Raw genomic sequence first — 13,672 nt, forward strand, 5'->3', positions numbered from 1 at the left:
CTCTCCCCGGCGGGAGAGGTCGGCAAATCAGAAGCCGCGCTGCTCTTTGACCAGCTCCCAGGCCTTCTGAATATCCTGAGCCTTCTGCTTCGCCATCTCCATCATTTCCGGCGGCAGGCCCTTCGCCACCAGCTTATCCGGATGGTGCTCGCTCATCAGCTTGCGGTAGGCGCGCTTGACGGTTGCCGCGTCGTCGGTCGGCTTCACGCCCAGCACGTTGCAGGCGTCCTCAAGGGTCGGCCCGCGCTGCGCCTGCTGCCAGCCGGCCTGACCGCGGCCCTGGCTGGAGGAGTGCTGCTGCGAGCCGCCGCCAAACTGGGCTCCGCCCTGCATCATGCGCAGAAACTGCTCAAACTGGGCGCGGGAGATCCCCAGCTCGTCGGCAATGACGAACAGAACTTCACGTTCGTTAGGGTGTAATTCGCCGTCGGCGAAGGCCGCCTGCAGCTGAATTTCCAGAAACATCCTAATCAAATCAAAGCGGCCGAAACAGACGCTGCGCAGCTGGCGCATTTTCTCGCGCAGCGGGTAATCATCTGATTTCCCTACGCGAAACGCCTGCTGCGCCGCCGTGCGCGACTCGCCGTGTAGATTCATGCGATCCATCAGGATGCTGGCGACGTGAATATCGGCTTCGGTCACGCGACCTTTCGATTTGGTCAGATGGCCCATCACCTCAAAGGTGGTGGAAAAGAACAGCGACTGTCGCTCCTGCTGGTTAGCAAAAACGTTGATCCGCCGACGGCGCGCGCGATCGAATATATGGCCGACTAATAAGCCCAGCACCACGCCCCAGAAGCCCGCGCCCATCATCAGCGCAACCGCAACCCCAATTATTTTTCCCAAATACTGCATAGACTCCCCAAACGTTATGCCGCCAGTTAAGCTATATATGACCGCACGTTACAAAGCACTGACGCTTCGGTCAATTGTGGGACATAGCCTATAATTTGCTTTATCATACTCGTCATTCTACACGGTGCCTAACGCTCGGGATTGAAACGGGCAGGATTAACACTAGCGCGATGAAGATGAGTACGTTAGGCTCTGACCGTTTGCAAGCCGCTGCCACAAGATGACGGAACAACAAATACAACGTATGAAAAAACGTATTCCCAGCCTACTGGCCACCATGATTGCCAGCGCCTTGTATAGCCAACAGGGCCTCGCTGCCGATCTCGCCACGCAGTGTATGCTTGGCGTCCCAAGCTATAATCGCCCCCTCGTTGAAGGTAAAACTAACGAGCTGCCGGTGACGATCGATGCCGATCATGCGAAGGGCAACTATCCGGATAATGCCACATTCACCGGTAACGTCGATATTAATCAGGGGAATAGCCGTCTTCAGGCGGATGAGGTTCAGCTTCATCAGCAGCAGGCAGCGGGCCAGCCTCAGCCCGTGCGCACCGTCGATGCGCTGGGCAACGTTCACTATGATGATAATCAGGTGATCCTGAAAGGCCCGAAAGGCTGGTCAAACCTGAACACCAAAGATACCAATATCTGGGAAGGTGATTACCAGATGGTCGGCCGCCAGGGCCGCGGCAAGGCCGATCTGATGAAGCAGCGCGGTGAAAACCGCTACACCATTCTGGAAAACGGCAGCTTTACCTCCTGTCTGCCGGGTTCTGACACCTGGAGCGTCGTCGGCAGTGAAGTTATCCACGACCGCGAAGAGCAGGTGGCGGAGATCTGGAACGCGCGCTTTAAGCTCGGCTCGGTGCCTATTTTCTACAGCCCTTACCTGCAGCTGCCGGTCGGGGATAAGCGTCGTTCCGGCTTCCTGATCCCTAACGCCAAATACAGCACCAAAAATGGCGTCGAGTTCTCGCTTCCCTACTACTGGAATATCGCACCTAACTTCGACGCCACCCTGACGCCGCACTATATGAACAAGCGCGGCGGCGTGATGTGGGAAAACGAATTCCGCTATCTGACCAAAGCCGGCACGGGTCTCTTCGAGTTTGACTACCTGCCGTCCGATAAGATCTACCAGGACGATCACTCCAGCGACAGCAACAGCCGCCGCTGGCTGTTCTACTGGAACCACTCCGGGGTCATCGACCAGGTGTGGCGCCTTAACGCCGACTACACCAAGGTCAGCGATCCGGACTACTTTAACGATTTCAGCTCGAAATACGGTTCCAGTACCGACGGCTACGCCACGCAGAAATTCAGCGCCGGCTACGTCAACCAGAACTTCGACGCCACCGTGTCGACCAAACAGTTCCAGGTCTTTAACCGCGATTCGAGCAACTCCTATGCCGCTCAGCCGCAGCTGGACGTTAACTACTACCAGAACGACGTCGGTCCGTTTGATACCCATCTGTACGGGCAGGCGGTGCACTTCGTTAATACTAACGGCAACATGCCGGAAGCGACCCGCGTCCACTTTGAGCCGACGATCAATCTGCCGCTGTCTAACGGCTGGGGCAGCATCAATACCGAAGCCAAGATGCTGGCGACCCACTACCAGCAGAGCAACCTCGACGACTACAACGCGGCGAACAACGCGGACTATAAAGAGTCTGTTAACCGCGTGATGCCGCAGTTCAAAATCGACGGCAAAATGGTCTTCGAGCGCGACATGCAGGAGAGCTTTACCCAGACTCTGGAACCGCGCGTGCAGTACCTGTATATCCCGTATCGCGACCAGAGCCACATCGGTTCCTACGACTCCACCCTGCTGCAATCGGACTACAGCGGCCTGTTCCGCGACCGCTCCTACAGCGGCCTGGACCGTATTGCATCCGCAAACCAGGTCACCACCGGCGTCACGTCTCGCGTATATGATGCAGCCGCCGTTGAACGTTTTAATATTTCCGTTGGTCAAATCTATTATTTCACCGAGTCACGTACCGGTGATGACAACATCAACTGGGAGAATAACGACACAAGGGGTTCACTGGTTTGGGCCGGAGATACTTACTGGCGCATCGCCGATGACTGGGGTTTACGCGGGGGAATTCAGTACGATACGCGTCTGGATAACGTCGCAACCGGTAACGGCACCGTTGAATACCGTCGCGACGAAAACCGCTTAGTCCAACTTAACTATCGTTACGCCAGCCCAGAATACATTCAGGCCACGCTGCCTTCGTATTCAACCGCTGAGCAGTACAAAAACGGTATTTCTCAGGTGGGTATGACCGCCAGCTGGCCGGTAGTCGATCGCTGGTCCGTCGTCGGCGCATACTACTTTGATACCAATACCAAAAAGAGCGCCAACCAGATGTTAGGGGTGCAGTATAACTCCTGCTGCTACGCGATTCGTCTCGGCTATGAACGTAAGATCAACGGCTGGGATAACAGCGGCAACGGCGAGAGCAAATACGATAACACCTTTGGCATCAACATTGAGCTACGCGGCCTGAGCTCCAACTACGGTCTCGGCACCCAGCAGATGCTGCGTTCGAACATTTTACCGTACCAGAACTCCCTGTGATGTGGCTGGTTTAAAACGTAATCCGCATTTGCGGTTAATTGAAATGGAAAAAGTATGAAGAACTGGAAAACGCTGCTTCTCGGTATCGCCATGATCGCGAATACCAGTTTCGCTGCCCCACAGGTTGTCGATAAAGTAGCGGCTGTCGTCAATAATGGCGTTGTTCTTGAAAGCGACGTCAATGGCCTGATGCAATCGGTTAAGCTTAACGCCGGCCAGGCCGGCCAGCAGCTGCCGGATGATGCCACCCTACGTCATCAGATCCTCGAAAGACTGATTATGGACCAGATTGTTTTGCAGATGGGCCAGAAGATGGGCGTGAAAATCTCTGACGACCAGGTCGATCAGGCGATTGCCAACATCGCGAAGCAGAACAATATGACCATGGATCAGATGCGCAGCCGTCTGGCCTATGACGGTCTGAACTTTGCCACCTACCGTAATCAGATCCGCAAAGAGATGCTGATTTCAGAAGTGCGTAATAACGAAGTACGTCGCCGCATTACCGTGCTGCCGCAGGAAGTTGAATCTCTGGCAAAACAGATTGGCGATCAGAACGATGCCAGCACCGAGCTCAACCTGAGCCACATCCTGGTTCCGCTGTCGGAAAACCCAACCTCTGACCAGGTTGCTGCCGCGCAGGAGCAGGCGAACTCTATCGTTGAGCAGGCGCGCAGCGGCGCGGACTTCGGCAAGCTGGCGATCAGCTACTCTGCCGACCAGCAGGCGCTGAAAGGCGGCCAGATGGGCTGGGGTCGTATTCAGGAGCTGCCGGGGATCTTCGCCCAGGCGCTGAGCACCGCGAAGAAAGGCGACATCGTCGGCCCGATCCGCTCCGGCGTTGGTTTCCATATCCTGAAAATTAACGATATGCGCGGCGAAAGCAAGAACATCTCCGTGACCGAAGTCCACGCTCGCCACATTCTGCTGAAGTCGTCGCCGATCATGAACGATGCCCAGGCGAAGGCCAAGCTGGAGCAGATTGCAGCGGACATTAAGAGCGGCAAAACCACCTTCGCTAAGGCAGCGAAAGAGTTTTCTGAAGATCCGGGCTCTGCTAACCAGGGCGGCGATTTGGGCTGGGCAACCACCGATATCTTCGACCCGGCGTTCCGCGATGCGCTGATGCACATGAGCAAAGGCCAGACCAGCGCTCCGGTGCACTCCTCCTTCGGCTGGCACCTGATCGAGCTGCTGGACACCCGCCAGGTTGACAGAACCGACGCGGCGCAGAAAGATCGCGCCTACCGGATGCTGATGAACCGTAAGTTCTCGGAAGAAGCGGCGACCTGGATGCAGGAACAGCGCGCCAGCGCTTACGTCAAAGTTCTGAGTAACTAATTTACCGCCCGATACGCCAGACGTTCCTCGCGTATTGGGCGGCAAGCGCATAGCGCCCCCAGGCCCACCGATGAGCCCGCGGGGCGATGCCGCTGACCCTAACGTTGCCTGCGACGGCCCCAAACGGGCGAGGCTCATGGATGAACCGCCAACGGCGTAGCCAACCAGGAAATAGCCTGAAGGATGAAGTGTATGAATCGTGTTGTCATCACTCCCGGGGAACCTGCCGGGATTGGTCCTGACCTCGTCGCGCAGCTTGCGCAGCGCGACTGGCCGGTTGAACTGGTGGTTTGCGCCGATGGCGCACTGTTATCTGACCGAGCCCAACGGCTCGGTCTTCCTTTATTGCTTCAGCCCTACGACCCGTCCCGCCCCGCCGCCCCGCAGCGCGCCGGCACCCTGACCCTGCTTCCCGTCACGCTGAACGCCCCGGTAACGCCCGGCGCGCTGGACGTGCGCAACGGCAGCTACGTGGTGGAAACCCTGGCGCGCGCCTGCGACGGCTGCCTGAACGGCGAGTTTGCGGCATTAATTACCGGGCCGGTCCATAAAGGCAATATCAACGACGCCGGGATCGCCTTCACCGGGCATACCGAGTTCTTCGAAGAGCGGGCGCAGGCCAGTAAAGTGGTGATGATGCTGGCAACGGAGGAGCTTCGCGTCGCGCTGGCGACCACGCATCTGCCGCTGAAAGCGATCAGTGACGCCATTACCCCCGACCTGCTGCGTGAAGTCATCACCATCCTTGACCACGATCTGCGGCACAAGTTTGGTATTGCCCATCCGCACGTGCTGGTCTGCGGCCTGAACCCGCACGCGGGAGAAGGCGGCCACATGGGCACGGAAGAGATCGACACCATCATTCCGGTGCTGGAAGAGATGCGCGCCCTGGGGATGAATCTCAGCGGTCCGCTGCCGGCTGATACCCTTTTTCAGCCCAAATATCTCGACCACGCCGATGCGGTGCTCGCGATGTACCACGATCAGGGTCTTCCCGTGCTAAAATACCAGGGCTTCGGCCGCGGCGTGAACATTACGCTCGGTTTACCCTTTATTCGAACCTCCGTTGACCACGGTACCGCGCTGGAACTGGCGGGCCTGGGAAAAGCGGATGTCGGCAGTTTTATCACGGCGCTTAATCTCGCCATTAAAATGATTGTTAATACGCAATGAATAATCGAGTCCATCAGGGCCACTTAGCCCGTAAACGCTTCGGGCAAAACTTTCTCAACGATCGGTTTGTGATCGACAGTATTGTCTCGGCAATTAATCCACAGAAAGGTCAGGCGATTGTCGAAATCGGCCCGGGCCTGGCCGCGCTGACCGAGCCGGTAGGCGAACGTCTGGACGAGCTCACCGTTATCGAGCTGGACCGCGACCTGGCCGCCCGCCTGAAAACGCACCCGTTCTTAGGGCCAAAGCTGACCATTTATCAGCAGGATGCCATGACCATGAACTTCGGCGAGCTGTCGCAGAACATGGGTCAGCCGCTGCGCGTGTTCGGCAACCTGCCTTACAACATCTCCACGCCGCTGATGTTCCACCTGTTCAGCTATACTGATGCCATTGCCGATATGCACTTTATGCTGCAAAAAGAGGTCGTCAATCGTCTGGTTGCCGGTCCGAACAGCAAGGCGTATGGCCGACTGAGCGTCATGGCGCAGTATTACTGCCAGATAATCCCGGTGCTTGAAGTCCCGCCGACCGCCTTTACGCCGCCGCCTAAAGTCGATTCCGCCGTGGTGCGCCTGGTGCCCTACCGCACGCTGCCGCATCCGGTCAAAGAGGTTCGCGTACTGAGCCGAATCACCACCGAAGCGTTCAACCAGCGCCGGAAAACGATTCGCAACAGCCTCGGCAATCTGTTCAGCGTTGAAGTGCTGACCGAGCTGGGCATCGACCCGGCGAAACGTGCAGAGAATATTTCCGTGGCGCAGTATTGTCAGCTAGCTAACTGGTTAACTGAAAACTCGCCCACCAAGGAGAGCTAACCATGATTAATTCGCCCCGAGTTTGTGTACAGGTACAGAGCGTCTATATCGAATCGCAGTCTTCTCCGGAAAACGATCGTTACGTCTTCGCTTATACCGTCACCATCCGCAACCTGGGGCGGAGTCAGGTTCAGCTACTTGGCCGCTACTGGCTTATCACCAACGGTCACGGTCGTGAGACTGAGGTTCAGGGTGAAGGGGTTGTCGGCGAGCAGCCGCATATTCCCGCTGGCGGGGAGTTTCAATACACCAGCGGCGCGGTTATTGAAACGCCGCTGGGCACCATGCAGGGACATTACGCTATGATCGACGTGAACGGCGCGCCGTTCTCCGTCGACATCCCTGTTTTCCGTCTCGCAGTACCAACGCTCATTCACTAAAACCATGTCTACATACCTTATTGGCGACGTTCACGGTTGCTACGATGAACTGATCGCATTATTAAAGCAGGTTGCGTTTACTCCCGGCAGCGATACGCTGTGGCTCACCGGCGATTTAGTCGCCCGCGGCCCGGGCTCGCTGGAGGTTTTACGCTACGTAAAATCCCTGGGCGACAGCGTGCGTATTGTCCTCGGCAATCACGATCTCCATCTGCTGGCGGTCTTCGGCGGCATTAGCCGCAACAAGCCGAAAGATCGCCTCAAGCCGCTGCTTGAAGCGCCGGATGCCGATGAGCTTCTCAACTGGCTGCGCCGCCAGCCGCTGATGCAGATTGATGAAGAGAAAAAGCTGGTGATGGCCCATGCCGGCATCACGCCGCAGTGGGATCTGCCAACGGCGCTGCAGTGCGCGCGCGACGTTGAAGCGGTGCTCTCCAGCGACTCCTATCCGTTCTTCCTCGACGCCATGTATGGCGACATGCCCAACAACTGGAGCAGCGAGCTGAGCGGCCTTGCGCGACTGCGTTTTATCTCCAACGCCTTTACCCGCATGCGCTACTGCTTCCCGAACGGGCAGCTGGATATGTATGCCAAAGAAGCGCCGGAGGACGCCCCGGCGCCCCTGAAGCCGTGGTTTACCATCCCCGGACCGGTAGCAAATGAGTACAGCATTGCCTTTGGCCACTGGGCTTCGCTGGAGGGGCGCGGGACGCCTGACGGCATTTATGCCCTGGATACCGGCTGCTGCTGGGGGGGAGATCTCACCTGCCTGCGCTGGGAAGACAAGGCGTACTTCATCCAGCCGTCGAACCGGCAGAAGGATCTGGGTGAAGGTGAGGCGGTCGCCTCCTGAGAAAGATCCCGGATAGCTGCGCGCTATCCGGGTAATCTGAGAAGCCCTGTTCCCGGAAGCTCGGCGCTACCGGGGACGGACTTAGCGACGTTCGAGAACTTCGAAACAGTAGCTGTGCGAGTTCTGCGCGTCGGCGTCGTGGAATTCGCTGAATACCGACTCCCACTGGTCCGGATCGTAATCCGGGAAGTGGGTATCGCCTTCCACTTCAGCATCAATATGCGTCAAATAGAGCTTCCGGGCTTTCGGCAGGAACTGCTCGTACACGCGGCCGCCGCCGATCACCATCATCTCTTCAACGTCGCCGCAGGCGGCAATCGCTTCATCAACCGATTTAACCCACTGCACGCGATCGTCACTCCCGGGCTGGCTGCTGATGACAATATTTTTACGGCCAGGCAGCGGACGACCGATAGATTCCCAGGTCAGACGACCCATAATCACCGGCTTGTTTAACGTATTACGTTTAAACCAGGCGAGATCGGCAGGCAGGTTCCATGGCATGGCGTTTTCCATACCGATGACGCGATCCACCGCTAACGCCGCAATCAGACTGATCATTGAATATTTCCCAAATACAAAAAATTGCCGCCACTATACGGAAAGCATAATACTTCGTCGACTGGACGGAGGGTAAAGAATACGAAAATTTTCGGATTTGCTGGCGAGCCCACGTCAGCCTCGTGAGTCGCCAGATTAGAACGACGCGCTATCCCTTAAGCTGAAGGCTTATTCTCCGGCTCATCGGCGATATCACCCGTGTGCCTGCCCTCTTCCGTACCCTGCCAGCCGTGGCGCTGGACCAGCGACAGATGGGCGCGGTCTTCGTTGATGATGCCGGTCAGCATATCGCTGGTGCGCTTAAAGACCGCCACGCGAGAGGCCGAATCGTTTTCCGCCATCTCCACCATCTCTTCCACCATTTTGATATTGAAGCGGCGGAACAGATCGGCGCGCTCGCGCGCCTCGTAGGCGCCGAGGCCGAGGGCCTCCAGCGCCATGCGCCCGGATTTCAGCGCCGCCTCGAAGGTTTCACGTTCGGGCGCCTCGACCCCGGCCTGGCGCAGCTGAATATAGTGATCGATATCGCGGGCCCGCGAGATAATTTGCAGATGCGGGAAGTGCTCTTTCGCCAGCTCAACCAGCTGCAGGCTGGCCTGCGGATCGTCGATGGCGTTGATCAGCACTTCCGCTTTTGCCGCTCCCGCCGACTCCAGCAGATCGGCCCGCGTCGCGTCGCCGTAGAACACCTTCATATCAAATTTGCGCAGCGTCTCAACGTGGTCGGGATCGTGGTCGAGGATGACCATCTTCACGCCGCCGGAGAGCAGCACGCGGCCGGCAATCTGCCCGTAGCGGCCAAAGCCGGCGACAATCACCCGCGGCTGCTCCTCATCAATCTCATCGGCCTCGCGCTCCTGGCCGGAGGATGATTTTTCCAGCCGGGTCAGCAGCACCAGCAGAATCGGCGTCGCCGCCATCGACAGCGCCACCGCCAGGGTCAGCGCCCTGGCCCACTCGCTATCCAGCACCTCGGCCATTTGCGCGGCGCCGAATACCACGAAGGCAAACTCGCTCCCCTGCCCCAGCAGCACCGCAAACCAGCGGCGCTGGGCGCGCGGTACGCCGAGCGGTTTCGCAATCAGCCACAGCATGACGCCTTTAATAACCAGGAAGCCGACCAGCAGAATCAAAATGCGCAGGGGATGACTCACAAGGGTGCCAAAATCTACCGACATCCCGACGCCAATAAAGAACAGCCCCAGCAGCAGGCCTTTGAACGGTTCAATATCGCTTTCCAGCGCGTGACGGTACTCAGAGCTGGCCAGCAGCACCCCGGCCAGGAAGGCGCCCATCGCCATCGATAGCCCGACCTCCTCCAGCAGCAGCCCAAAACCAAAGACCAGGAACAGGGCTACGGCGCTGAACACCTCCCGCAGGCCGGAGCGGGCAACGAAGCGCAGCACCGGCCGGGTCAGGTAGCGACCCAGCACCACCACCAGCGCCAGCGCACCCGCCACCTTTAGCGCCGACAGGGCGAACGCCCACAGCGTGGTGGAGCCGCCGCTGCTGGCGAGCAGCGGGATCATCGCCACCAGCGGGATAGCCGCGATATCCTGAAACAGCAGCACCGCAAAGGCGCTACGCCCCATTTGCGAAACCGTCAGGTTACGTTCATTCATGGCCTGCATCGCGATCGCCGTGGACGACAGCGCCAGCGTCATGCCGATAAGCTCCGCCACCTGCCAGCGCATGCCCAGCAGCATGCAGAACAGGCCAATCAGCGCCCCGCAGGCCACCATCTGCAGCGCCCCGCCGCCAAATACCGAGGCCCGCAGCTTCCACAGGCGCTGCGGGTCAAGCTCGAGACCGATAACGAACAACATCAGCACCACGCCGATTTCAGCGAAGTGGAGGATCGTCTCGGCGTCGGTCACCAGCTTCAGGCCCCACGGGCCGATAATACAGCCGGCGATCAAATATCCCAGCACCGAGCCGAGGCCAAGACGCACGGCAATCGGTACGATAAGCGCGGCAGAGCCGAGATAGATCAGCGCCTGTATCAGCGTATGGCTATCCATTGTGCGCCTCCTGCCATGCGATTAAGCGTTGTCGATAGTGGCGCGCCTGCGCCTGGAGGGTTTCATCGTCGCAGATAAAAGTGCAGTGCATCGCAAACGGCGGCAGCCACGTCATCCCGCAATACAGGCCGGTGGCCTGCAGCGGCTGGGCCAGCACCTCAAAACCGGGGAAGGAGCCAATATCGAAGTGGCTTTCGCCGCCGCCGGTGGTGACCGCCCACATCAGCGATTTACCGCGCAGCGCGATGCCGTTATGGCCGTAGGCCCAGCCGTGCGACAGCACCTTATCCATCCACAGCTTCAGCAGCGGCGGGACGCTGTACCACTGTAAGGGGTGCTGCCAGATAACCAGATCCGCGCGGGCCAGCGCCGCCTGTTCGGCGGCGACGTCGATATTAAAATCGGGGTAAAGTTGATAAAGAGAGCGTATTTCTACGCCGTCCAGCGTCCCTGCCTGCTCAAGCATCCGCTTATTCGCATGCGAGTGATGCGGATAGGGATGGGCATAAATTATCAGAATCATTGATTAGCCTGCGTTAACTCTTGTTGTAATCTGCAAGAGTGTAGTCAGTTAATCGAAACGCTTACAATGATAACTGTGATTTATGTCGCCTTAGCTTTACGCGTTCCGCGGCTGCTTGCCGACGCTGACCTCAGGCTCGCTGACGACAAGGTCGCAGCGTTTCGGCAGCAGGAAGGTCATGGTTCCGGCAATGAGTAACGATCCGGCAAGCGCGCAGACCGCCACGTTTTGCCCGTAGAAATAGATCATCACGCCTACCAGGTAGGGGCCGCAGAAGCCGCCGAGATTCCCGAGACCGTTAATCACCCCGCGCGCGCTGCCGGCCACTTCCGCTGAGGCAATCCGCCCCGGCATCGACCAGAACGGACTGGTGGCCGATTTAAGGAAGAAGCCGCAGATAACCAGCGCGATATAGGCGGCGACCACGTGGTCGCGCAGCACCACCGACGCCACCAGCGCCGCGGCGAAGCTGTAGAGCGAGAAGCGAACCCACAGCCGGCGCTTGCCGCTGCGATCGCTAAACAGTGAAATCACGTAGATCCCGGCGAGGGTGGCGACGAACGGCAGCACCGCCAGCAGGCCGACGCTGGCCATATTGCCGCCGGTCAGCCCTTTAAGAATGGTCGGCAGCCACAGGGTGTAGCCGTAATCGCCGGTCTGGTAGAAGAAGTTGAGGATCACCAGCTTCATCAGCCCGGAATTGCGGAACACGTCTTTTACCGGCGCGTTGCTCACCGCATCTTCAGCAAGTTTTGCCGCCCGCTCGGCGGCGAGGGTGGTGACCAGATAGTCGCGCTCCTTCTCCGGAAGCCAGCGGGCCTCTTCCGGACGGTCGCTAATCATGAACCACCACACCGCCAGCACCACCAGCGACAGCAGCCCTTCGATAATAAACAGCCAGCGCCAGTCGAGCGCGGCAATAATGGCGCCGGAGACCGGAGCGGTCAGCATGCCGCCCAGCGGAGCAAACATCATGACGAAGGCGTTGGCCCGGCCCAGCTCTTTTTCCGGGAACCAGTTGCTGACCATCGTCAGGACCACCGGCAGCATCCCGCCCTCGGAAACGCCGAGAATAAAGCGCAGAACCAGCAGCTGATATTCGTGGGTCACAAAGCCGGTCGCCACCGACACGATCGCCCAGGCCACCAGCGACCAGGCAATAAAACGTTTTCCGCTGCCGTTAACCGCAATCCGCCCACCGGGTATTTGCAGGAATAAATAGCCAATAAAAAATATACCGCTAGCAACGCCGGCCATCTGGCTGGTAATACCTAAATCCTCTTCCATGCCGCCGGGCAAAGCAAAACTAATATTAACCCGATCCATAAACGAAATAATACAGGCGATCAGCACCGGCGTAATAATACGCAGCCAGCGGGTGCCGGGAATTTTATCATTCATATTTCGCACTCTCTATGCAGAGGTTATCGTTGTCATTTAAGAACCTGTCCCACCAGGTTCTTATTGGCGCTGGGTATAAAAATAAGAGCGCTAATTAATAGCGTTAGGCAGCGGCTTGCCGGAAAAATAAGCGGCGACGTTAGCAAAAACCACGTCGCTCATTTTCTGGCGAGTTTCATGGGTTGCGCTGGCCACGTGCGGTTGCAGGACCACGTTGTCGAGCGCAATCAGTTCGGCGGGAACCCGCGGTTCATCCTCAAAAACGTCGAGAGCGGCCCCGGCGATAACACCGTCCTGTAACGCCTGAATCAGCGCCTTTTCATCGACCAGCGATCCGCGGGCGATGTTGATAAGCCACGCCCGTTTCGGCATCACGTTAAAGACCGAGGCATCGATAATCCCGCGGTTGGCTTCACCGCCGGAGGCGGCGATCACCAAAAAGTCGCTTTCATGGGCCAGGGTATGCAGGTCGGCGCACCACTGATAATCGAGTCCGGCAACCTGCTTACGGTCGGTATAGAGCACCTGCATATCAAAACCGCGGGCGCGGCGGGCAATGGCCTGGCCGATATTGCCCATCCCCAGAATGCCGATACGCTTGCCGCTGACCTGAGTTGCCAGCGGCAGGCCGCCGTTCAGCCAGCGGCCTTCACGCACAAAACGGTCGCCCTGACAGAGCTGGCGCGAGCCGGCAAGCAGCAGCCCCATCGCCAGATCGGCGACATCGTTGGTCAGCACGCCGGAGGTAATGGAGACGGCAATCTGCCGGGAGCGGACGTACTCTAAATCCACCGCGTCGGTGCCGACGCCGAAGATAGCAATCAGGCCAACGTGCGGCAGCAGCTCAAGCACCCCGTTCTGCACGCCGACGTCCCCGCGGGTCACCACGGCCGCCACGTTCTCCCCCTGCTCGCGCAAAAAGGCGATCGGATCTTCCTGCTCGTACAGGCGCAGCAGCGGGAATTCGGCGGCCAGCTGCGCCTGTAAGGTCTCAATAACGGGGGCGACTAAAAGGACGGATCGGGTAATAGCACTATTCATCGGATCACCTGTTTGAAGTTTCATAACGACTGTAGCCACTATCAAACGGGTTTTTGTCGCAGCATTTTGCGATCTGCATCACGCTGAATCGTGTTAAAAATAGCTGTTACACCGT

At 58.3% G+C, this 13,672-nt stretch carries 12 protein-coding genes; 6 read left to right on the forward strand and 6 right to left on the reverse strand.

The genetic code is table 11. The features are described from left to right. Positions 1–27: 27 nt before the first annotated feature. On the reverse strand, positions 28–855 hold the full coding sequence (gene djlA / locus PFH44_RS06965; protein WP_041144015.1) for a co-chaperone DjlA: 828 nt from the start codon (positions 853–855) through the stop codon (positions 28–30). A 244-nt stretch (positions 856–1,099) separates the two neighbouring features. Here djlA and lptD point away from each other — a divergent pair, with 244 nt between their 5' ends. The 6 genes from lptD to apaH all read left to right on the forward strand — a co-directional run bounded on the left by lptD (position 1,100) and on the right by apaH (position 8,010). Continuing rightward, complete coding sequence (lptD, locus tag PFH44_RS06970) at positions 1,100–3,445, forward strand: LPS assembly protein LptD (protein WP_045859960.1); 2,346 nt, start codon at positions 1,100–1,102, stop codon at positions 3,443–3,445. 54 nt (positions 3,446–3,499) lie between these two features. After that, positions 3,500–4,786 carry a peptidylprolyl isomerase SurA gene (gene surA, locus PFH44_RS06975; RefSeq protein WP_045859961.1) on the forward strand — a complete coding sequence of 429 codons (1,287 nt, stop codon included), beginning with the start codon at positions 3,500–3,502 and terminating at the stop codon, positions 4,784–4,786. Between the two features lie 183 nt (positions 4,787–4,969). Next, complete coding sequence (gene pdxA, locus PFH44_RS06980; RefSeq protein WP_283824647.1) at positions 4,970–5,959, forward strand: 4-hydroxythreonine-4-phosphate dehydrogenase PdxA; 990 nt, start codon at positions 4,970–4,972, stop codon at positions 5,957–5,959. Then, positions 5,956–6,777, forward strand: coding sequence for a 16S rRNA (adenine(1518)-N(6)/adenine(1519)-N(6))-dimethyltransferase RsmA (gene rsmA / locus PFH44_RS06985; RefSeq protein WP_041144011.1), 822 nt, complete (start codon positions 5,956–5,958; stop codon positions 6,775–6,777). Before pdxA ends, rsmA begins: the two co-directional genes overlap by 4 nt. A gap of 2 nt (positions 6,778–6,779) precedes the next feature. Next, positions 6,780–7,157, forward strand: a complete 378-nt coding sequence (gene apaG / locus PFH44_RS06990; protein ID WP_041144010.1) for a Co2+/Mg2+ efflux protein ApaG — start codon at positions 6,780–6,782, stop codon at positions 7,155–7,157. 4 nt (positions 7,158–7,161) lie between these two features. After that, entirely contained in the window at positions 7,162–8,010 is an 849-nt protein-coding gene (gene apaH / locus PFH44_RS06995; protein ID WP_283824648.1) for a bis(5'-nucleosyl)-tetraphosphatase (symmetrical) ApaH, read from the forward strand. Between the two features lie 81 nt (positions 8,011–8,091). Here the strand turns inward: apaH and folA are convergent, their stop codons facing one another. The 5 genes from folA to PFH44_RS07020 all read right to left on the reverse strand — a co-directional run bounded on the left by folA (position 8,092) and on the right by PFH44_RS07020 (position 13,557). Then, positions 8,092–8,571 (reverse strand): type 3 dihydrofolate reductase, encoded by a 480-nt coding sequence (gene folA / locus PFH44_RS07000; RefSeq protein ID WP_045859966.1) that lies wholly within the window; start codon positions 8,569–8,571, stop codon positions 8,092–8,094. Positions 8,572–8,726: 155 nt separating this feature from the next. Then, entirely contained in the window at positions 8,727–10,592 is a 1,866-nt protein-coding gene (gene kefC, locus PFH44_RS07005) for a glutathione-regulated potassium-efflux system protein KefC (RefSeq protein ID WP_283824649.1), read from the reverse strand. After that, positions 10,585–11,115, reverse strand: coding sequence for a glutathione-regulated potassium-efflux system oxidoreductase KefF (gene kefF, locus PFH44_RS07010; protein ID WP_283824650.1), 531 nt, complete (start codon positions 11,113–11,115; stop codon positions 10,585–10,587). Before kefF ends, kefC begins: the two co-directional genes overlap by 8 nt. Before the next feature lie 96 nt (positions 11,116–11,211). After that, a complete protein-coding gene (locus PFH44_RS07015) occupies positions 11,212–12,516 on the reverse strand; it encodes an MFS transporter (protein ID WP_045859972.1) in 1,305 nt (434 codons plus the stop codon). 90 nt (positions 12,517–12,606) lie between these two features. Then, complete coding sequence (locus PFH44_RS07020; protein WP_283824651.1) at positions 12,607–13,557, reverse strand: 2-hydroxyacid dehydrogenase; 951 nt, start codon at positions 13,555–13,557, stop codon at positions 12,607–12,609. Positions 13,558–13,672: the final 115 nt, after the last annotated feature.

This window comes from Klebsiella sp. Ech2A (assembly GCF_030078455.1).
Taxonomy (GTDB): domain Bacteria; phylum Pseudomonadota; class Gammaproteobacteria; order Enterobacterales; family Enterobacteriaceae; genus Klebsiella; species Klebsiella terrigena.